Origin of the sequence: Rhodomicrobium lacus, assembly GCF_003992725.1 — a bacterium.
Lineage (GTDB): Bacteria > Pseudomonadota > Alphaproteobacteria > Rhizobiales > Rhodomicrobiaceae > Rhodomicrobium > Rhodomicrobium lacus.
This window is the reverse complement of sequence record NZ_RZNF01000012.1, coordinates 515,038-535,535: the sequence shown is the minus strand read 5'-3', so window position 1 is coordinate 535,535 and position 20,498 is coordinate 515,038. Positions and strand designations below refer to the sequence as shown.

At 62.5% G+C, this 20,498-nt stretch carries 20 protein-coding genes; 9 read left to right on the top strand and 11 right to left on the bottom strand.

The window, feature by feature from the left end; genetic code table 11:
• Positions 1 to 72 precede the first annotated feature (72 nt).
• The 3 genes from proS to EK416_RS11835 all read right to left on the bottom strand — a co-directional run bounded on the left by proS (position 73) and on the right by EK416_RS11835 (position 3,377).
• A complete protein-coding gene (gene proS / locus EK416_RS11845; RefSeq protein ID WP_127077719.1) occupies positions 73 to 1,617 on the bottom strand; it encodes a proline--tRNA ligase in 1,545 nt (514 codons plus the stop codon).
• Positions 1,618 to 1,678: 61 nt separating this feature from the next.
• A complete protein-coding gene (locus EK416_RS11840; protein WP_245434035.1) occupies positions 1,679 to 2,110 on the bottom strand; it encodes a CBS domain-containing protein in 432 nt (143 codons plus the stop codon).
• Between the two features lie 103 nt (positions 2,111 to 2,213).
• On the bottom strand, positions 2,214 to 3,377 hold the full coding sequence (locus tag EK416_RS11835; RefSeq protein ID WP_127077717.1) for an NAD(P)/FAD-dependent oxidoreductase: 1,164 nt from the start codon (positions 3,375 to 3,377) through the stop codon (positions 2,214 to 2,216).
• 188 nt (positions 3,378 to 3,565) lie between these two features.
• On the opposite strand from EK416_RS11835, the gene ubiE reads away from it, so the two are divergent.
• From ubiE to EK416_RS11790, 9 genes are all read left to right on the top strand, one after another.
• Complete coding sequence (ubiE, locus tag EK416_RS11830; RefSeq protein ID WP_127077715.1) at positions 3,566 to 4,297, top strand: bifunctional demethylmenaquinone methyltransferase/2-methoxy-6-polyprenyl-1,4-benzoquinol methylase UbiE; 732 nt, start codon at positions 3,566 to 3,568, stop codon at positions 4,295 to 4,297.
• A 285-nt stretch (positions 4,298 to 4,582) separates the two neighbouring features.
• On the top strand, positions 4,583 to 4,939 hold the full coding sequence (locus EK416_RS11825) for an ArsR/SmtB family transcription factor (RefSeq protein WP_127077713.1): 357 nt from the start codon (positions 4,583 to 4,585) through the stop codon (positions 4,937 to 4,939).
• Positions 4,936 to 5,766 carry an arsenite methyltransferase gene (locus tag EK416_RS11820; protein ID WP_127077711.1) on the top strand — a complete coding sequence of 277 codons (831 nt, stop codon included), beginning with the start codon at positions 4,936 to 4,938 and terminating at the stop codon, positions 5,764 to 5,766. Before EK416_RS11825 ends, EK416_RS11820 begins: the two co-directional genes overlap by 4 nt.
• 17 nt (positions 5,767 to 5,783) lie before the next feature.
• Positions 5,784 to 6,311 carry an arsenate reductase ArsC gene (locus EK416_RS11815; RefSeq protein WP_127077709.1) on the top strand — a complete coding sequence of 176 codons (528 nt, stop codon included), beginning with the start codon at positions 5,784 to 5,786 and terminating at the stop codon, positions 6,309 to 6,311.
• Entirely contained in the window at positions 6,308 to 7,390 is a 1,083-nt protein-coding gene (gene arsB, locus EK416_RS11810; RefSeq protein ID WP_127077707.1) for an ACR3 family arsenite efflux transporter, read from the top strand. The genes EK416_RS11815 and arsB overlap by 4 nt, the downstream gene beginning before the upstream one ends.
• A 230-nt stretch (positions 7,391 to 7,620) precedes the next feature.
• Entirely contained in the window at positions 7,621 to 8,952 is a 1,332-nt protein-coding gene (locus EK416_RS11805) for a homoserine dehydrogenase (RefSeq protein WP_127077705.1), read from the top strand.
• A 45-nt stretch (positions 8,953 to 8,997) separates the two neighbouring features.
• Complete coding sequence (gene glpX, locus EK416_RS11800; protein ID WP_127077703.1) at positions 8,998 to 9,993, top strand: class II fructose-bisphosphatase; 996 nt, start codon at positions 8,998 to 9,000, stop codon at positions 9,991 to 9,993.
• 182 nt (positions 9,994 to 10,175) lie between these two features.
• Positions 10,176 to 11,156 carry a polysaccharide deacetylase family protein gene (locus EK416_RS11795; protein WP_127077701.1) on the top strand — a complete coding sequence of 327 codons (981 nt, stop codon included), beginning with the start codon at positions 10,176 to 10,178 and terminating at the stop codon, positions 11,154 to 11,156.
• A gap of 554 nt (positions 11,157 to 11,710) precedes the next feature.
• Positions 11,711 to 13,645 carry a PAS domain-containing hybrid sensor histidine kinase/response regulator gene (locus EK416_RS11790; RefSeq protein ID WP_164730002.1) on the top strand — a complete coding sequence of 645 codons (1,935 nt, stop codon included), beginning with the start codon at positions 11,711 to 11,713 and terminating at the stop codon, positions 13,643 to 13,645.
• A 115-nt stretch (positions 13,646 to 13,760) separates the two neighbouring features.
• Here EK416_RS11790 and nuoF read toward each other — a convergent pair whose 3' ends face one another.
• From nuoF to EK416_RS11750, 8 genes are all read right to left on the bottom strand, one after another.
• Positions 13,761 to 15,053, bottom strand: coding sequence for an NADH-quinone oxidoreductase subunit NuoF (gene nuoF / locus EK416_RS11785; protein WP_127077697.1), 1,293 nt, complete (start codon positions 15,051 to 15,053; stop codon positions 13,761 to 13,763).
• 2 nt (positions 15,054 to 15,055) lie between these two features.
• Entirely contained in the window at positions 15,056 to 16,084 is a 1,029-nt protein-coding gene (gene nuoE, locus EK416_RS11780) for an NADH-quinone oxidoreductase subunit NuoE (protein ID WP_127077695.1), read from the bottom strand.
• A gap of 99 nt (positions 16,085 to 16,183) precedes the next feature.
• Positions 16,184 to 16,672, bottom strand: coding sequence for a hypothetical protein (locus tag EK416_RS11775; RefSeq protein WP_127077693.1), 489 nt, complete (start codon positions 16,670 to 16,672; stop codon positions 16,184 to 16,186).
• Positions 16,673 to 16,742: 70 nt separating this feature from the next.
• Positions 16,743 to 17,021, bottom strand: a complete 279-nt coding sequence (locus EK416_RS11770; RefSeq protein WP_127077691.1) for a hypothetical protein — start codon at positions 17,019 to 17,021, stop codon at positions 16,743 to 16,745.
• Between the two features lie 115 nt (positions 17,022 to 17,136).
• The gene (locus tag EK416_RS11765; RefSeq protein WP_245434034.1) at positions 17,137 to 18,381 is read right to left on the bottom strand and encodes an NADH-quinone oxidoreductase subunit D; all 1,245 of its coding nucleotides are present in this window, start codon (positions 18,379 to 18,381) and stop codon (positions 17,137 to 17,139) included.
• Between the two features lie 41 nt (positions 18,382 to 18,422).
• Positions 18,423 to 19,073: a methyltransferase domain-containing protein gene (locus EK416_RS11760; protein WP_127077689.1), complete on the bottom strand. Its 651-nt coding sequence runs from the start codon at positions 19,071 to 19,073 to the stop codon at positions 18,423 to 18,425.
• Positions 19,074 to 19,262: 189 nt separating this feature from the next.
• Entirely contained in the window at positions 19,263 to 19,871 is a 609-nt protein-coding gene (locus EK416_RS11755) for an NADH-quinone oxidoreductase subunit C (protein WP_127077687.1), read from the bottom strand.
• 8 nt (positions 19,872 to 19,879) lie between these two features.
• A complete protein-coding gene (locus tag EK416_RS11750; protein WP_127077685.1) occupies positions 19,880 to 20,434 on the bottom strand; it encodes an NADH-quinone oxidoreductase subunit NuoB in 555 nt (184 codons plus the stop codon).
• Positions 20,435 to 20,498 lie beyond the last annotated feature (64 nt).

Genomic DNA, 20,498 nt, shown 5'->3' with positions numbered 1-20,498 from the left:
TTGCAATCCCCATGTGCGGAAAACCCGAAACGAGGGTATAGCATTGTGAAACCGGCATGAAGCGCCTCCGGGTCAATAAGCCCGAGAGATGATGATGTCTTCGACCGCCGCGCCGCCGGTGAAGAAGCAAGCCGCGTCCGTAGTTTTCCCGTCGAGCGGCGTGTTGCGGATGGTGAGTTTCAGCGCCTTGAGCTTGTCGGCGATCTGTTCGAGCGCGGGGCCGGTGGGACGCGACCACGATACGCGCACCCAGCCCTTGAACGCGCCGCCCTCATCCTCTTCGGCCGGGCCGAAATACGTGGCCAGTTCGTCGAAGCTCTTGATGTCGGAGCGGATGTTGGCGTCGAGCCGCTTCTTCGCGTCTGTGTATAGCGCGTTCTGGATCTCGCGAAGCAGCGCCTCCACCCCGGCGACGAACTCCGCGCGGGGCAGCGCATGCGATTTCACCTTGGGGCCATCGCGTAAGCGGTCGCGGCGCGTGAACGTGACGTTGCCGCCGCTCGCGTCGCGCGGGCCGATTTCGAGGATGAGCGGCGCGCCGCGGCGCACCCAGTCCCAGCGCTTGTCGGCCGATTTGATCTTGCGGCTGTCGATATGCGCGCGGATCGGCTCACCGAATGCCGTCTTCGCGTTAAGCTCCGCCGCGAGGCCCGTACAGAATTCGACCACGGCCGCGTCTTCCGGCTTGTCGCGCAGCATCGGCACGATGACGATCTGTTTCGGCGCGATGGCGGGCGGAAGGCGCAAGCCGTCGTCGTCGCCATGCGTCATGATCACGCCGCCGATGAGCCGCGTGGACACGCCCCAGCTCGTTGTATGGCAGAGAGCGAGTTCGCCCGCCTCGTTCTGGAAGCGGATGTTTTGCGCCTGCGCGAAGTGCGTTCCGAGGTAATGCGAGGTTCCGGCCTGAAGGGCCTTCCCGTCCTGCATCATGGCTTCGATCGAATAGGTGTTGTCAGCGCCGGGGAAGCGCTCGTTCTCGGGCTTTTCGCCCGCTACGACCGGCATCGCCAGCACATCCTCGGCGAAGCTGCGGTAGACTTCCAGCATGCGGAGCGTCTCGGCCATGGCGTCGGCCTTGTCGGCATGCGCGGTGTGGCCCTCCTGCCAGAGAAACTCCGCCGTGCGCAGAAACATGCGCGTGCGCATTTCCCAGCGCACCACGTTCGCCCACTGGTTGATGAGGATGGGCAGGTCGCGGTAGCTCTTGACCCAGCGCTGGAAGGCGTCGCCGATGATCGTTTCCGACGTCGGGCGCACGATCAGCGGTTCCTGAAGCTCGGCTTCGGGATCGGGTACGAGCTTGCCGTCTATGTTCTTGAGGCGGTGATGGGTGACGACCGCCATTTCCTTCGCGAAGCCTTCGACGTGCTCCGCTTCCTTGGCGATGAAGCTCATCGGGATGAAGATCGGGAAATAGCAGTTTTCGTGCCCGGTCTCCTTGATGCGCTCGTCGAGCCCCTTCTGCACCCGCTCCCAGATGCCATAACCCCACGGCTTGATGATCATGCAGCCGCGCACCGGTGAGGTTTCCGCAAGATCCGCGTCGCGGACAACGGCCTGATACCACTCGGGAAAATTCTGTTCGCGCGTTACGGAAAGGGCGTGCTGCGACATGGCGAAAACCTGTTCCTGGGGCGGCGCCTGCGGCCGCCCGAATGTCTGGTGTGAGCGCGGCTTACTCGTCGCGGGTTGCGAGCGTCAGCGCGTGTGTGAGGTCGGTGCGAGAGATGAAGCCGACAAGCTTGCCCTCGTCGAGCACGGGGAAGCCGCGTGTGCGAAGCTTCACCATGAGTTCCAGCACCTTCGTCAGTGGCGTTTCCGGCTCGACATGAACGATGTCCTTCATCATCACTTCGGCCACCGTCTTGGACATCACCTCTCCATAATGCGGCATGAGGTGGCTGGTGTCGAAAATGAACGCCTTCAGGAAGTCGAGCTTCGTGACGAGACCGACGAGCACGTCGTTGTCGACGACCGGAAATGAATTGTAGTCATTATGATCGAACAGCGCGCCGAGTTCGCGGAGTGTCAGCGACGAAGGAACGGATTCGACGTCCTTCGTCATGAACTGACTGGCATGCCACTCAAGAAAGCGATGCATCGGCATGGAAAGTCTCCGTGTCTCTCAAAAGGCGGTTCGGAAATCTCGTCATCCGGCGCGGGTCGCATCGCACCGTTCGACATTTCGTAAAACACACGCCTTCCCAGGTCTACGGGATATTTCGCGGAGCGACGCCGTTGGCGGTAAACGGCGGCCTTTCGAGTCCGTTCAGCCTTGCCTGGAAGTCGGCGAAGCTGATGCCCTTGCCGCCGCGTTCGCGGAAATAGACGTGTTGCGCGAACCTGCGCATGGGGGCGGTGCCGAGCGCGGCCGACAGGAGGGCGTTCGGCGGTGCGAGGTTGAGCGCGAGCCGCGTCAGGTGACTGAGGCCGAAACGCGGCAGTTCCCTCGCGAGCGCCACCTCCGGCGATGGCCCGAGATGCAGGAGGTGATCGGCCACGACTTGCGCCGCGCGCCGCCCGTACTGGAAGGCGAAGCCGACGCCGCCGCCGGTTGTCGGCGAAGCCATCCCCGCCGCGTCGCCGATCAGCGTCACGCCGTCGGTGGCGAACGGACGAACCACGCCGCCGCACGGAATGCGCCCCGTCCGCCGCTCCACGAGACTTGCATCCTCGAAACCGAAGATCGGCGCGGTCTTGGCGAGGAAGGCGGCCAGACGCGGGCGGCGCCCCGGTCGGGCGGCAAGCCCCGCATGAAAAAGCGAGGGGCCGGGCGCGACCCAGGCGATATGCCCCGGCGCAAGCCTCGAATCGAGGAAGCAGTGCAGAAAGCGCGGGTCTGCGTTCAACCCGTCATATTCGTGCTCGGTGGCGAGCATGAAGCGCTCGTTCAGCCCAAGCCCGAAGGCTCGCGCCACGGCCGACTGCGCGCCATCCGCGCCGATGATGTGCCGCGCGGAGATGTTGACGCCCTTGAAAACGAATACGCCGTCCTTGCGCTCCGCGCCCTGAAACGGGGTGCGCCAGAGAATTTGCGCCCCGGCCCGCTGCGCTTCCTGCGCGAGCCAGCCGAGGACGCGCCCGGTATCCGTTGTCAAAAAGAAGCTGTCCGGCGCGAACAGGTCGACGTGGCGGAGGTTGGGAGCGTAAAGCCGCACGCCGTAAACGCGCCGCGTCAGGGTGTAGGGGAGGTCGATTTCCTGCGCCGCTTCCTTGGTCAGGATGCCCGTCGAAGACACATGCTGGCCGGCTGCTGCCTTCGGTTCGAGCACGGCCACTTTCAGCCCGCGGATGGCCGCCGTCTTGGCGGCTACCAAGCCTGCGAAGCTTGCACCGGCAATGACGAGATCATAGGGATGGGGAGTGCGTACCATGGCTTAAAATTTTCTCTAGGATGCAAACAAACTATCCTCTCCGAGAAATGTGGCGGTTGTACAGTCCTATTGCATTGCAACACTCTGCTAGCGGTTAATGCCTTCAAGCATAATGACGCGTTTACATTGTGCCGCCCGTGCGCCACATATCGCATCAAATTTTCTCACTCGCCCCCGGAGCGAACGGAATGACTGCTTACGATCACAAAATCCAGAACCTTGGCTTTCAGGGGTTCGTCAATACCGTCTTTGACCGCGTCGCCACACGCTACGACCTGATGAACGATCTGATGTCGGGCGGCGTGCACCGCATCTGGAAGGATGCGGCGATCAACTGGCTCGCTCCGTCGAAGTCGAGCGCGTCGCTCTTGATCGACGTCGCGGGAGGCACCGGCGACATCACGAAGCGGTTCCTCAAGGCGGCCGGTCCCGGATCGCGTTCGATCATCACCGACATCAACCATTCGATGATGGACGCGGGCCGCGACAAGCATCCCGATTTTGCGGGCAAGGTGTCGTTCGTGCAGGCGAATGCCGAGAGCCTGCCCTATCGCGACAACACGTCCGACTTCTACACGATCTCCTTCGGCATTCGGAACGTGGACAACAAGCAGAACGCGCTGAACGAGGCTTTCCGCGTTCTGAAGCCGGGCGGGCGTTTCCTCTGCCTCGAATTTTCGCGCGTGCAGGTGCCCTTGTTCGACAAGGTCTACGAGGTCTATTCCGATGCCGTGGTGCCGCCGCTCGGCCGCGTGGTGGCGGGCGACGCCGAGCCCTATCGCTACCTCGTGGACAGCATCCGCGCCTTCCCGGACCAGAAGAAGTTCGCCGGCATGATCGAAAAGGCGGGCTTCAGCCGCGTGCAATATCGCAACCTGTCGGGCGGCATCGCGGCCATTCATTCCGGCCTGAAGCTCTGATCAAACATAACGTGACGCCCGTCCCGCCGTTCAGGCGGGACGCTTTAGGTCAGGTGGCCGGTCGTCTGTGGCGCGACCGGCGCCGCGCCTCGCCGCGCCCGCGTCGCACCGCCTGACGCTATCGGTTTGCAGCCCGAACGCCCCGTGAAGGCCGTCGCGCCGCCGAATACCGTGCTTTTCGTCCCGATACTGTTCTGAACGCCGCGCGAGCGCTGTCCGCTCGCCCGAAAACCCTTGCATTTCTATATTTCGGTATTTATAGAAATACAGGAATTGAGGGCGACAATGGCCGACGCTACGCAGGACGAACAGATTGCGCGCTATGCCGACATGATGGCAGCGCTCGGCACCGAAACGCGGCTTCGCATCGTGCGCCTTCTTTTGTCCGCGCACCCTTATGGCCTCGTCGTCGGCGAAATCGGCTCGGAACTCGGCATTCCGTCCTCGACGCTCTCCCACCATCTCGAAAAGCTGAAGAACGAAGACCTCGTGAAGGTCCGCCGCGAAAGCACGTTCCTTCGCTACACGGCGAATACGCAGGCGCTGCAGGACATTCTCGCCTTCCTTTTTGCGGAATGCTGCACGCGCAACCGCGCCATCAGCCCGGAAGAAGTCACCTGCTGTCAGGAGCACACACCATGAGCGACACCGATGTGAAGGAAGCCGTACGCGACCGTTACGGCGAAGCGGCAAGGCGCGTCAGCGAAGGGCGGTCGTGTTGCGGCGGCAATGCGGCGCTCGAAGGCTCCGAGCCGATCACGTCGAACCTTTATGACGTGTCCGAGAAGGGGATGCTGCCCGAAGCGGCGGTGCTGGCCTCTCTCGGCTGCGGCAATCCCACGGCGCTGGCGCAGCTCGCGCCGGGCGAAACCGTGCTCGACCTTGGCTCGGGCGGCGGCATTGACGTGCTCCTTTCGGCGCGCCGCGTCGGCCCGACTGGCAAGGCTTACGGCCTCGATATGACCGACGACATGCTGGCGCTCGCCCGCGAGAACCAGAAACAGGCGGGCGTCGAGAACGTCGAGTTCCTGAAAGGCGAGATCGAAGCCATCCCGCTGCCCGACAATTCGGTGGACGTCATCATTTCGAACTGCGTCATCAACCTCTCGGGCGACAAGGACCGCGTGCTGCGCGAGGCGTTTCGCGTGCTGAAGCCGGGCGGGCGCTTCGCTGTGTCCGACATCGTCACGCGCGGCGAGATCCCCGACGACATCCGCAAGAACGTGCTCGCCTGGGCGGGCTGCATCGCGGGCGCGCTGGAAGAAGGCGAATATGCGCAGAAGCTCGCCGCCGCCGGCTTCGAGGCCATCGGCATCGAGCCGACGCGCCTCTATCGCGGCGAGGACGCGCGCGAGTTCCTCTCAGGCAAGGGCATCGATGTGGACGCGATCGCCGGGCAACTCGACGGCAAACTCATGAGCGCCTTCGTGCGCGCGGTGAAGCCCAAGAAATCGTGCTGCTGCGGATAGGACAGGGGGAGAGAAAAATGACCGACACCGTTTACAACGTCCTGTTTCTCTGCACGGGCAACACGGCACGCTCGATCCTGGCGGAAGGCATCCTGCGCAGGGACGGCGCGGGCCGCTTCAACGCCTTCTCGGCGGGCAGCCAGCCGAAAGGCGTCGTCAACCCGTATGCGCTGAAGACGCTGGCGGCCTACGACTACCCGGCCGACGGCTTCCGCTCGAAAAGCTGGGATGAGTTCGCCGCCGCCGATGCGCCGAAGATGGATTTCGTTTTCACCGTCTGCGACAACGCGGCGGGCGAAACCTGCCCCTTCTGGCCGGGGCAACCGATGACCGCGCACTGGGGCATCGAAGACCCGGCGGCCGTCGAAGGCACCGACATCGAGAAGCAGCGCGCCTTCAATGATGCGTTCCGTTATCTGCGCAATCGCATCCAGGTCTTTACCGCCCTGCCGCTTCGCACCGTCAGCAAGCTCGCCCTTTCCGACACGTTGCGGGACATCGGCCGCATGGAAGGCGCAACGGCGAAGGCGGACCGCAGCGAATGAGCGAAGCGTCCGTGAATCTCGCCACAGCCGAAGCGCCCGCCGCGCTCGGCATCTTCGAGCGCTGGCTCACTCTGTGGGTCGCGCTCTGCATCGTCGTCGGCATTGCGGCGGGACACTTCGCGCCGTCGCTGTTTCAGACCATCGGCGCGGCCACGGTGGCGGAGATCAACCTTCCGGTGGCGGTCCTCGTGTGGGTGATGATCATCCCGATGCTGCTGAAGATCGACCCGGCGGCGCTGCGCGAAGTCGGTGCGCACTGGCGCGGCATCGCCACGACGGTCGGGGTGAACTGGCTCGTCAAGCCGTTCTCGATGGCGCTGCTCGGCTGGCTGTTCATCGGCTCCCTCTTCCGTCCGCTTCTGCCCGCAGACCAAATCGACAGTTACATTGCGGGGCTTATCCTGCTCGCCGCCGCGCCTTGCACCGCCATGGTGTTCGTGTGGTCGAACCTCGTCGATGGCGAGCCGCATTTTACGCTCAGTCAGGTGGCTCTGAACGACGCAATCATGGTGATTGCTTTCGCGCCCCTTGTCGGGCTGTTGCTCGGGTTGTCCGCGATCTCGGTGCCGTGGGAAACGCTGCTGCTTTCGGTGCTGCTTTACATCATCATTCCGGTGCTGATCGCGCAAACCTGGCGCGCGGCGACGCTGCGCGCCGGAGGACGGGCGGTGCTCGATCGCACGCTGAAGGCGCTTGGGCCGTTTTCGCTGACCGCTCTGCTGCTGACGCTCGTGCTGCTGTTTGGTCTTCAGGGCGAGCAGATCGTGCGGCAACCTTTCATTATCGCGCTGCTTGCGGTGCCGATCGTCATCCAGGTCTATTTCAATGCGGGGCTGGCCTATTGGCTGAACCGGCGTTTCGGCGTGGCGTGGTGCGTGGCGGGGCCGTCCGCGCTCATCGGCGCGAGCAACTTCTTCGAACTGGCCGTGGCGACAGCGATCGTGCTGTTCGGGTTCCAGTCCGGCGCGGCGCTGGCAACCGTGGTCGGCGTGCTGGTGGAGGTGCCGGTGATGCTGTCCGTGGTGCGCCTCGTCAAGTCGTCGCGCGGCTGGTACGAGCGCGGCGGGGCTCGCGCTTAGGCGCATGTCACATCCATACCGGAGACGGCCGGGAAACGTCTGCCTCGTCGATGGCTGATGAAACCCCGCGTTCCGAGGCAGCCGGTCGCTGTCACGCAGACGCTCCCTAATTGCATCGCCCGAGAGATACCGATAATGATGTGATTTGGTGTGCGTCAGCCTGTAGCCGCGCAGGGTGACTGCGCTTGCCGCCAGGACTCCAGGGGACGCGCGATAAGGATCGACGAGACATGACTGATCTTCCCCCGCTTCGATTGGGCATCGCCGGTCTCGGCACGGTGGGCGCGGGACTGGTGTCCCTGCTGCACGAAAACGGCGCGGCCATCGCCGAGCGCTCGGGGCGCAGCATCGAGGTCGCTGGGGTGTCGGCACGCAACCCCGGCAAGGATCGCGGCGTGGACCTTACGGGCATTGCGTGGTTCGCGAATGCCGCGGATCTCGCAAGAAGCGATGCCATCGACGTATTCGTGGAGTTGATCGGCGGCGAGGAAGGCCCCGCGCTTCAAAGCGTGGAAGCCGCGCTCGAAGCGGGCAAGCATGTCGTAACCGCGAACAAGGCGCTTCTTGCGCGCCACGGCGTCTATCTCGCCGGGCTTGCCGAGAAGAAGAACCTCGCGCTCAATTTCGAGGCGGCCATCGCGGGCGGCATTCCCATCGTGAAGGGGCTGCGCGAGAGCCTGCTCGGCAATTCCATAAGTCGCGTCTACGGCATTCTGAACGGCACGAGCAATTATATCCTGACACGTATGCAGCGGGAGAAGCTGCCCTTCGCGGAGGTGCTGGCCGAGGCGCAGGCGCTCGGCTATGCGGAAGCAGACCCGAGTTTCGACATCGACGGACAGGATGCGGGCCACAAGCTCGCGCTTCTCGCGGCGCTCGCCTTCGGCGTCCGCCCGGACTTTGGCTCGATTCACCTCGAAGGCATCCGCCGCATCGAACCGTTCGATTTCGACGCCGCCGAAGAACTCGGCTACCGAATCAAGTTGCTCGCCGTCGCCATCCAGACGGAGGACGGCATCGAGGCGCGTGTCTCGCCAACCATGATCCCGAAGACAAGCGCTCTTGCCCGTGTGGACGGAGCGCTGAATTCTGTGGCCGTCGAGGGCGATTACGCAGGGCTGATCATCCTCGCCGGGCCGGGCGCCGGCGCGCGCGCGACCGCGTCGTCTGTGGCGGGAGATATCATCGACATCGCCCGCAACCACATCAGCCCCCCCTTCATCCTGCCCGTTGCGAGGCTTCGCCCCCAGACGCGGCCCGGCATGTCGTCGCATGAGGGCGGCTTCTACATTCGCCTCTCCGTCTACGACCGCCCCGGCGCCATCGCCGCCATTGCCACACGCATGGCCGAACAGGATATCTCGCTCGAAAGCATCGTTCAGAGGCGCGCGCCGACCGATCTGCCCGGTTTCCGGCGACCGGGTAACGGAGCAGAATCGACGCCTGTCGTCCTCATCACGCATCGCACGCGCGAGGAACGTCTTCGCGCGGCGCTCGACGCTATCGTCGAGGATGGGCATGTTTCCGGCGTGCCCCAAACGATACGGATCGAGGCGCTTTAAGTGCTACAGCTTTAGCCACCTGAGTTTCGCGGGAGGGCCAGGACCATGGCAAACGAGCCGTCATTCGCCAGACCGGCGAGCAGTCTCATGCGCACGCTTTCGCTCGATATCGCTCGTGTGACGGAGGGCGCCGCCGTCGCGGCGGCCAAACTCCGCGGGCGGGGCGACGAACGGCAGGCGGACGCCGCCGCCGCCACGGCCATGCATCGCGAGCTTGCCGAACTCGCCATCGACGGCCGCATCGTGGTCGGTGAGGGCGAGCGGGACGAAGTGCCTCTTCTCTACGAGGGGGAGGAACTGGGCGTCGGCGGGCAGCCCGTCGACATTGCGGTCGATCCGCTCGAAGGCACGACGCTCTGCGCGAAATCCCTGCCGGGCGCGCTCGCGGTCGTAACGATGACCGAGCGCGACTGCATGCTCAAGGTGCCGGACGTCTACATGGAGAAGATCGCCATCGGTCCGGGCTATGAACCGGGACTGGTGAGCCTCGACCGCCCCATTGAAGAAAATCTCGCGCGCCTCGCATCCGCAAAGGGCGTGCGCGTTTCCGAACTGACGGCGTGCGTGCTCGACAGGCCACGCCATGCGAGGCTGATCGAGGAGATCCGTTCAGCCGGCGCAGCCGTGGCTCTGATCGGCGATGGCGACATAGCGGGCGTGATCCAGACCTGCAAGCCGGACGAAACCGGCATCGATATCTACCTCGGCACGGGCGGTTCCGCCGAAGGCGTCCTCGCAGCCGCCGCGCTCGCCTGCCTCGGCGGCCAGATCGAGGGGCGGCTCTGGGGCCTCAATGACGAGCAGGCTCGGCACGCAGAGACGCTCGGCATCGAAAACCCCCGAAAGATCTTCCGTGTTGAGGATATGGTCTCGGGGGACATCATCTTCGCCGCGACGGGCGTCACGGACGGCCCGTTGCTGCCGGGCGCGCGCTTCTTCGACGGTCGCATCGAGACACACACCGTGATCATGCGCTCATCCACTCGCACGGTGCGCTGGATTCGCGCCGAGCATCTCGACGTCCGCAAGTTCCACCGCTGAATTCTGGCGGCGCCGTCTCACGTATGTGTAAGCAATTCAACATCGGAAACAAACATCGGCCCCAAAGCTGCGTTTGATGAACTCCCCGGCAAGAGCCGACACGCACGTGTCGGCTCTTGCCATGCGAACCATCGTTCGCCGGAGAACTTTGCGTGAAGACCGCCGAGGCAGCGGGGGCACTGATGAAGATTGGGTTGCTTGGTTTATCGGCCGTCGTTCTGTTCCCGGCTCTGGCTGATGCGAAAGAGTGCGTCTATGCCGAAAACAAGAGCTTCCTCGCGCGCGTGGTGGCGGTCGACTCGGCGAAACGACATGCCTATGGCGGCGAGCAGAACGCGGGCGAGGTGATGTCCGAACCGTCTTTGCTCGGTGAGAAGGAAATCGTGCTTTTCTTCGAGCAGGGACCGCACAGCGCCTACACGAAATATATCCTCGACATCCTCGACAAGCACTGCGTCAAGGCAACTTTCTTCCTCAAGGGAAGCGCGGCGCTGGCAAATGCCGCGACCGTGCGCGATGTAGCGCGACGCGGTCATACGCTGGCCGCGGGCCTCTGGCCGAAAGCGGGCGCGGCGGAAGCGGTCAAGTTCGAAGACGCCAGAAATGAGACGGAGAGCGGGCTCGCCGCGGTCGCAAAGGCGTCGAACGAAGCGGTGGCGCCGTTCCTTCGCGTGTCGCAACGAGCGCTCACGCCCGAGTTGCGGGCCTATCTCGAAGAGCGGGGCGTCAGCCTCTGGCATGCCGACATCGAATCGGGCGATGGCGATCCGGGCCTCACCCCGACTGCTTTCGCCAACCGAACCCTTGCAAGGCTCAAGGAAGCTGGCAAAGGCGTCCTCGTTTTTCGCGATACCAGCAAGACTACCGTGGACGCGCTCGACAGCGTCCTGGTCAACATGGAAATCGAAGGCTTCAAGATCGTTCAGATCGTGCCGGCCGCCAATTTCGTGCCGAAGCCGGATATTCTCGCGAAGCTGTCGATCCCTGCGACTGTTTCAGCGCCCCGGGTAGCGAGACCCTCCACGGATCAGGCGGAAGAGCGACGTCGCGATATGCGTCCGCCGGCACGCGAGACCCAGCGCTCTGCTGGCCCGGTCCCTCAGAGCCGGTCGGACGAGCGGCGGAACGCCGCGCGAGCCGGAAGCGAAGACGTACGCCAGTGACGCCGTAACCCGGAGGCCGAGCGCCCGGGAGCCTACCCGCTTTTGATTGGATCGAAAGCGCGCTCTATCTTTCCAGTTTGTCGCGCGTCTTACCGGAAAAAAGCCGTTTCACACATGTCCGGGACGCGGTCCAGGCAGGGTCTTGGCCGGCAGCCGGGCTCGGTTCCGGGAAGCGAAGCTTTCATGCAATTTTCACTGCGGGATCTCCTCGCAGGCGATCGATTTTGTATCTTGGTTTTTGTGGAATATGTCCTTTTTCGTGAAGGATATACTTCCTTGTTTCAATGACTTAGGTGTCATGCGCGAAGTAATTTTCTAAAATTGTATGCCAATCGTTAGTTCGGTGCAAGCAGTGACCTCTCCATTTATGGCATTTCACTTGACCCTGACGCTCAAGCGCGCAGTTTGATGACAAATAGATGGCACTTTGTCCGTTGATGGCGCCGCCGCAATATGTCGTTGCCGGTGGTTATGTTGATCCCGCTGTTCGGATTTCGAGGATGATCCTGCAAAACCTTGCAAAGGAAGAACTGTGCGCTCCGCCGGATGACGGCATGCGAGACGCTGTCGTCGTAACGGACGAGACGGGCAAATTCCTTTGGGCCAACGCCGGCTTTGCGCAGCTCACGGGAGTTCCCCCGCACGAAATCGCCGCGCGCACTCCGTCTTCGCTGCTTCAATCGCCCGGCTTGAACGAGAACGTGGTGGCTGCCGCTCTCCTGCATGCGCTCGAAGCGCGCGAGCCGGTAAAGACACAGGTGCTGGGCGAAAGACGAGGCATTCCCGTCTGGTTCGACCTCGAAGTGATGCCGCTTCTCGACGCGAAAGGACACATCCGCGGATTCGTCGCCATTCAGCGCGATATCACCTTTTGTGTCGGAAGGGATTGCGACGTCACCAAGGCCATGCTCGGCAGCAGCAAGGCTGAAGGGCGTTTGCGCGCGGCGGTCGAAGCCATTTCGGACGGTTTCGCCATTTACGACGAAAACGATCGGCTTCTCATTGCCAACGAGGCGTTCACCAAGCTTCACGAGGGCATCGAAAACACCATCGGCCCCGGAGCGTCCTTCGAAGATCTGTTGCGAGGTACGGTGGCGAAAGGGCTCGTCGATATCGGAAAGGAAGATCCGGATCGCTGGATCGACCGACAGCTCGCCGCCTCCAAACACTCATTTTCCGAGATGCACATGCGGTTTGCTAACGGTTGCTGGATGTCGCGCCGGCACAAGCGGATGGAAAACAACGAGACCGTTCGCATATGGACGGACATCAGCTCCTTGAAACGCCAGCAGGCCGAACTTGAGGAAGCCCGTTTGCGCGCCGAATCGGCCGACAGGGCAAAAAGCCAGTTCCTGACCAACATGAGCCACGAAATGCGTACGCCGATGAATGGAATCATCGGATTCAACGATTTGCTGCTTCAGGGCGATCTGAGCGACACGCAGCGCGATTATGCAACCCTCATCCAATCGTCATCGAAGTCGCTCATGTCGCTGATCGACGAAATCCTGGACCTTGGCAAGATCGAGCGAGGCACGCTTGAAATCCAGAGTGCACCTTTCAAGATGAGCGAGCTGATTTCAGCGGCGCGCTCGCTTCAAGCCCTGGCCGAAGAGAAATCTCTCGGCTTGAAGATCTCCTGTAATCTGTCGGGACAAACAATAGCCGTCGGCGACTTGAAGCGTATCCGCCAGGTTCTCGTCAATCTTCTCGGCAATGCGATCAAGTTCACCGAAGCCGGTTCTGTGATGCTTTCGATAACGGCCGAGAGTAACGGACTTGCCATTTCGGTCAGCGACACGGGACCGGGCATCGCGCCGGACCGGTTGCGCAAGATCTTCAACCGTTTCTACCAGGGCGAGGACTGCTCCGGAAAGGTTCGGGGCAGCGGCCTGGGCCTCGCCATCGCCAAGGAACTCGTCGAACTGATGGGCGGGGTGATCACGGTGGCAAGCGAGCGCGGAGAAGGCTCTACATTCCGGGTCTGGCTGCCACTGTGGCTCGACACCGAACAGGCGCAGTTGCCAGCTTCCTCAGGGAGCCACGCGGGTGAGGAAGAAACGGCGCGACTCACGCCCTGCGTCTACGATGTGCTCGTAGCCGAAGACCACCCGATCAACCTCAAGCTCGCGCTCGCGCTCCTGCAGGCCGCCGGATGCGAAACGCATTCGGCGGAGAATGGCCAGCAGGTTCTCGTGAAGCTCGAAAAGCGCGATTACGACCTCATCATCATGGATAGTCAGATGCCCATCATGAATGGCGTCGAGGCTATCCGTATCATCCGTCACCGCGCCGACTGGAAGCGGGATATTCCGATCCTGTCCCTTACGGCCGATGCCATGAAGGGGGCGGAAGAATATCACGCCTCTGCGGGCGCCGACGGGTATATGGCGAAACCGCTCAAGAGCGATTGTTTCATCTCGACGGTCAAGCGCCTGGCGGAGCGGGGGCGCGATCTGCGTCTGCGCAACCAGAGCAGGGCCGCCTGACGCATTCCACCTCGGGCGGTGATGCTCAGGCCGCCACGCGAAGGGCCATGGGCCTGATCTTCAGCCAGGCCGAATCGGGAACGCCGGACCTGGTCATCGACGCTCCCCTGACAGCCTATTCCGCCGCGACGCGCGCCTTGTGCTGTGCGTGGAACGCGTCGATGCGCGCTTCCATCTCATGGCGGAAGTGCCGGATCAGGCCCTGCACCGGCCACGCGGCGGCATCGCCCAGCGCGCAGATGGTGTGGCCTTCGATCTGCTTCGAGACGTCCCAAAGCATGTCGATTTCCGCGTGCTCGGCGCGTCCTTCGACCATGCGCTCCATCACGCGCCACATCCAGCCGGTGCCCTCGCGGCAGGGCGTGCACTGGCCGCAGCTTTCGTGCTTGTAGAAGTATGACAGGCGCGAGATGGCCTTCACGATGTCGGTGGACTTGTCCATCACGATCACCGCAGCCGTGCCGAGGCCGGAGCCGACCTTGCGCAGGCTGTCGAAGTCCATGCCGAGGTCGTTGCACATATGCGCCGGAACGCACGGCACCGACGAACCGCCGGGAATGATGGCGAGCAGATTGTCCCAGCCGCCGCGAATGCCGCCCGCGTGCTTCTCCACGAGTTCGCGGAAGCTGATGCCCATTTCCTCTTCGACGTTGCAAGGCCGCTCGACGTGGCCCGAGATGCAGAAGAGCTTCGTGCCCGTGTTATTCGGCTTGCCGAGGCCGGCGAACCATGCCGCGCCGCGCCGCAGGATGTCGGGGGCAACCGCAATGGATTCGACGTTGTTGACCGTCGTCGGCGCGCCCCACAGGCCCGCATTGGCCGGGAACGGCGGTTTCAGGCGCGGCTGGCCCTTCTTGCCTTCGATGCTTTCGAGCTGCGCCGTTTCCTCGCCGCAGATATACGCGCCCGCGCCATGGTGAACGTAGATATCGACGTCCCAGCCGTGGATGTTGTTCTTGCCGATGAGGCGCGCTTCATAGGCCTGATCGATGGCGGCCTGCAGGCGCTGGCGCTCGCGGATGAACTCGCCGCGAATGTAGATGTAGACGGTGTGCGCCCGCATGGCGAAAGCGCCGATGAGCGAGCCCTCGATGAGAAGGTGCGGATCGTGGCGGATGATTTCGCGGTCCTTGCAGGTGCCAGGCTCGGACTCGTCCGCGTTGACAACGAGGTAATGCGGGCGCCCGTCCGATTTCTTGGGCATGAAGGACCATTTCATGCCGGTGGAGAAGCCCGCGCCGCCGCGCCCGCGCAGCCCGCTCGCCTTCATCTCCTCGATGATCCAGTCCTGCCCCTTTTCGAGGATCGCCTTGGTGTTGTCCCACGCGCCGCGCTCGCGCGCGCCTTTCAGGCCCCAGTCATGCTGTCCGTATAGGTTTTTGAAGATGCGGTCTTTATCGGAAAGCATGCTCAGTCCTTATCTTTCGGCTCGGTCTCGCGTCCCGCCGCATCGGGGGCGACGCCGCCCGGCGTATCCGTTTCGATCAGCGCTTTCGCGGCCGCGAGCCACTCGGCCGTCTTGCCCTTGAAACGAGGATAGCGCGTTTCGATCCACTCCACATCCTCTGCCGTGAGGCGGCCAACCTGGCCGTAGCGGGTGATGCCGATGGCGTTCAACGCGTGCTGCGCGTCGGGGTCGAGGTCGGCGAGCTTCGTCAGGTCGTCCGGGTCGCCTTCCGGCCGCTCGAAGCGCGCGCGCTCTTCCGCGCCCTTCTCCACATCGCCGGACTTCGCTTCCGGCGGCTGAACCGGCGAGGCGGCCTCGACCGCTCCCTGAACCTCCGCCTGCGTCTGAGCTTCCCCGGCGGCGCGCTCCGGCTGCGTCTCCCTGGGCTCGTCGTCATCGCGGAAGAGAAGCGTTGTCGGGCCGCCTTCCGGCGCCGAGAACTGACGCCCGATCTGCGAGCCGGGCTTCACCTCGCGCCCGCGCCGAAGCCCCGAGAGGACAGCTTCGAAGTTCTCCGGCGTCAGGTCTTCGTAATAATCGTCGTTGATCTGCACCATGGGCGCATTCACGCACGCGCCGAGGCATTCCACCTCGACCCACGAGAAGACGCCTTCGGGCGTTACCTCGCGCTCGGCGCCGATTTCTCGCTTGCAGACCTTCTTGATCTCTTCCGCACCGCGAAGCATGCAAGGCGTCGTACCGCAGACCTGCACATGATAGCGGCCGACGGGCGACAGGTTGAACATCGAGTAGAAGGTCGCGATCTCGTAAACCCTGATATAGGGCATTCCGAGCAGATCGCCGACATAACGGATCGCGGGTTCGGGCAGCCAGCGGTCGTTCTGCTCCTGCGCGCGCCAGAGAAGCGGGATGACGGCGGCCTGATGGCGGCCTTCGGGGTATTTCTTGATCTGCTCCTTCGCCCACGCCAGATTTTCAGGCGTGAATTCGAAGTCGCTCGGCTGATTCGGATCGAGGCGTCGGACGGACATGCGGGTTCCCAGAAGTTCTGGCAGGTTAATAACCGAGATGCGCCGTGTTCGCCAGAGGTTAAGCGGGCGCAGGGTGCAGGAATATCGGCGGGAAAGCGCTCAGGATGGCAGCATGTTGGTGTATCCCAGAGCGACGAGTACGAGCGAGACAAGCGTCGTGAAGAAACTCGCCGCGAAACAATAGGTGCCGCGGCGGAAAGAGCGGATGACGCGGCGGAGCGTCTCCTCCATCTCGTTTTCGCCGAGCGTCGACAGAAGATGATAGTTCGTCTGCGGATTTCTGATCGCGCTCCATCCGACCGACAGCGTCAGGCAGCGCAGATAGAAAAAGCACGCGACCACGATGAGCGTGGCGTCTACGGCGAGCACCGTGGCGTAGAGCGCGCGGTGCGGCGAGGCCGGATAGACGAGCGCGTTGAAGAAGTAGATGCAGACCGCGAACAGGATCGCAACGAATTGCAGAAGCGAGCCTGAATTGTTCTGGATGCGCCCGATTTCGAGGAGGTGGAGGCCAAGACGCTCAGGCGAGGAAAAGCGGCTATCGGGAGTTGCGACCACCACCTCTTCCGTCTCTGCCAGATCCGTCATCTGCCCCTCCTGCACACAACGCGCCGGAACCCTCCGGAAAAGGAGCACATCGCCGCGCCCATTTCGAGCGTCAGACGTTCTTCATCGCCGACAGCGCGCCCGCGAAGAAGATGGCCGCGTCGACGAGGATAGACGGGGAAGGCGGCGCGATCCTGAGGCCGCGACCGTCGCCCTTGTCACGCATGTTGATGCGAAACTGATACACGAACGAGATCAGCAGCAGCGACAGGAACATGAAGACGACCGAGAACGGCCCGGCGTCAATGCCGAGGATGCCGGTAGACTTCGCAAAAGCGCCAAACCCTGCGCCAACGACGGCGGCAAGCACCCAGGCAACCACATTCCACATTGCGCGGCTTCCCCCCAACTATTGCGTTTCCTTTAGCCCCTGAGCGCTGCGGTACGGCCTCCGACCGCACGCCCTGTCCCTTCAAGGCATCCGCCGGCACCCGTCACAAAAGCGATCAGCGGTCGATCTCGCCGAACACGATATCGATACTGCCGAGAATGGCCGACACGTCCGCCAGCATGTGCCCCTTGCAGAGGAAGTCCATCGCGGCGAGATGCGGAAAGCCGGGTGCGCGGATCTTGCAGCGATAGGGGCGGTTGGTTCCGTCCGCCACGAGGTAGACCCCGAACTCGCCTTTCGGCGCTTCCACGGCCGCGTAAACCTCGCCTTCCGGCACGCGAAAGCCCTCGGTATAGAGCTTGAAGTGATGGATGAGCGCTTCCATCGACCGCTTCATCTCTTCGCGGCGCGGCGGCGTGACCTTGTTATTCGGCAGCAGCACCGGCCCCTTGCCTGCGGGTGAATTCAGCCGCTCGATGCACTGCTTCATGATGCGGATCGACTGGCGCATTTCTTCCATGCGGATGAGATAGCGGTCCCAGTTGTCGCCGTTCTTGCCGATCGGGATGTCGAAGTCGAGATCCGCATAGCATTCGTAGGGCTGGCTCTTGCGCAGATCCCAAGCCCCGCCGGAGCCGCGTATCATCGTGCCCGTGAAGCCCCACGCCATCGCGTCGTCGAGGCTGACGACGCCGATATCGACGGTGCGCTGCTTGAAGATGCGGTTATCGGTAAGGAGCGTGTCGAGGTCGTCCAGCACCTTGAGGAAGCTGTCGCACCACGCCTCCATATCGTCGATGAGCGCCTGCGGCAGATCCTGATGGACGCCACCGGGGCGGAAGTAGTTCGCGTGAAGCCGCGCGCCGCTCGCCCGCTCATAGAACACCATGCCTTTTTCGCGTTCTTCGAACCCCCAGAGCGGCGGCGTCAGCGCGCCGATGTCGAGCGCGAAGGTGGTGACGTTCAGGAGGTGATTCAGGATGCGGCCGAGTTCCGAATAAAGCACGCGAATGAGCTGGCCGCGAATGGGCGCGGTCACGCCCAGCAGCTTCTCGATGGCGAGGCAGAAGGCGTGCTCCTGATTCATCGGCGACACGTAATCCAGCCGGTCGAAATAGGGGATCGCCTGAAGATAGGTCTTGTGCTCGATAAGCTTTTCCGTGCCGCGATGCAGAAGTCCGATATGCGGATCGACGCGATGCACGACCTCGCCGTCAAGTTCGAGGATCATCCGGAGCACGCCGTGCGCGGCCGGATGCTGCGGCCCGAAATTGATCGTGAAGTTGCGGTTCTCCGGCGGACGTTCGCAGGTCGTGGAATCCAGTTCGTGCGACACAACGGTCGCGCTGCCGTCAGCCATTTCTCTAAGCTCGTCTTGCAGTGGGTCTGTTAACCCAACACTTATGCAAGCCACGAAGGCATCATGTCTAGCCTAAAAAGTTTCATGAGGATGAACTCCTGCGGACGAAGGTATTTCAAATATATCTTTGTCGCAGATGGCTTGACTTCGTTCGCCGTCTGGCCGGTTCCCAGAGTGCCGGAGAACAGAACGCGGCGGCGATAAACAATCACCGGGGTCAAATTCTGGATAAAGGGAGAAAACACACGGACGGCTCCTTCCATCGTATCCATGCCGGGGTGCGCGAAACCCCGTATGTTGTTTTTGTTGGGCCACAAATCGTAGGTAAAAATGAAAAACCTGCCATCTGCCAGTTCGCTCAGGCGCTGCAGGAATGCTTCCGGATCGTCGAGCCAATTGATGACGCCCAAAGCCGTCAGAACGTTGAACGGCGCGTCGGGGAGCGTGAATGCGGGCTGGTTGAAATCCGCAATATGGGTCCCCGGAATTGCATCGTAACAATCCACGGGGATGTATCCGACGCCGGCCGGCAAGACCTGTTTGAAGGATTGGGAACCGGCGCCGAGGTCGCAGACGACATCCCCGGTCCGCAGAAGCCGTGCGGCGAGAGTTGCCCTGTCATGCCAACTTTCGCGATGAGGCCCGTTCGGCGACCATCCCGTCGTCCGAGGAAAATTCTTTTCGACCAACATAAAACGCCCCGCCCAAGCTAAATAACCAAGGTAGATTTAGACGATGCACGCCGATGTGCAAATGAAATGTAGCCGAATGTAACTTGCTTGCAAAAGACTGGCACCGGCCTGCAACACAGACACAGCCCGACCGAACCGGGACGCCATGCGCCGGCCAGATCCGGATACCGCCGCTGAATGTAATCGACCTTAGTTCGTCGCCTTCTCGTCACCGGGAAGCAGGTAATCCGCTCCTTCCCAAGGAGAGAGAAAGTCGAAGTTGCGGAACTCCTGCGGGAGCTTCACCGGCTCATATACGACGCGCTTCTGCTCTTCGTCGTAACGCAGTTCCACAAAGCCCGTGAGCGGGAAATCCTTTCGCAGCGGATGGCCTCGGAAGCCATAGTCTGTAAGGATACGGCGCAGGTCGGGATGGCCCTGGAACAGGATGCCGTAAAGGTCGTAAGCCTCGCGCTCGAACCAGTTCGCAGCGGGAAACACGCCCACGATGCTTGGCACCGGTGTCGACGCGTCGGTCGCGGTCTTGAGCCTCACACGCAAATTCTGATACACGCTCAACAAGTGATAGACGACATCGAAGCGTTCCGCGCGCTCGGGATAATCCGCTCCGCAGATGTCTATGAGAGTCGTGAAGCGCCACGCCGGATCATCGCGCAGAAACGCCGCAATGGCGGGAATATGGGCTCGATCGGCAATCACCGTCAGTTCGCCGAACGCGAGCCGCGTCTCTATGACGCCTTCCGGAAAGCCGCCCTTCAGAGCTTCGCCCAGCGCTTCGAGCTTCGCCGTATTCGTCATCGATTCGCCTATCGTTCAATCGTGCCGGTGCGGCGGATTTTCTTCTGGAGAAGCATGATGCCGTAAAGCAGCGCTTCGGCGGAGGGAGGGCAACCGGGGATGTAGACATCGACGGGCACAATACGATCGCAGCCGCGCACCACCGAATAGGAATAGTGGTAATAGCCGCCGCCATTGGCGCATGAGCCCATGGAGATGACGTAGCGCGGCTCCGGCATCTGGTCGTAGACCTTGCGAAGCGCAGGCGCCATCTTGTTGCATAGCGTGCCGGCCACGATCATCAGGTCAGACTGGCGCGGGCTGGCGCGCGGAGCGGTGCCGAAACGTTCGAGATCGTAGCGCGGCATCGACACCTGGATCATTTCCACGGCGCAGCATGCGAGGCCGAATGTCATCCACATGAGCGAGCCGGTGCGCGCCCAGTTGATTACGTCCTCTGTGCTCGTGACAAGGAACCCCTTGTCCGAAAGCTGAGCATTGAGTCCATCGAAATCGACGGCTGCCCCTGCCGGCGAGCGGCCGGGGGTGTCATAAAATGGCTGAGGAAATCCGAGCGTGGTCATCGATCCAACAGTGCGCGCTTAACCCTGGTCGATATATGGCGAGATGGAGGCAAACGCCAAGCGG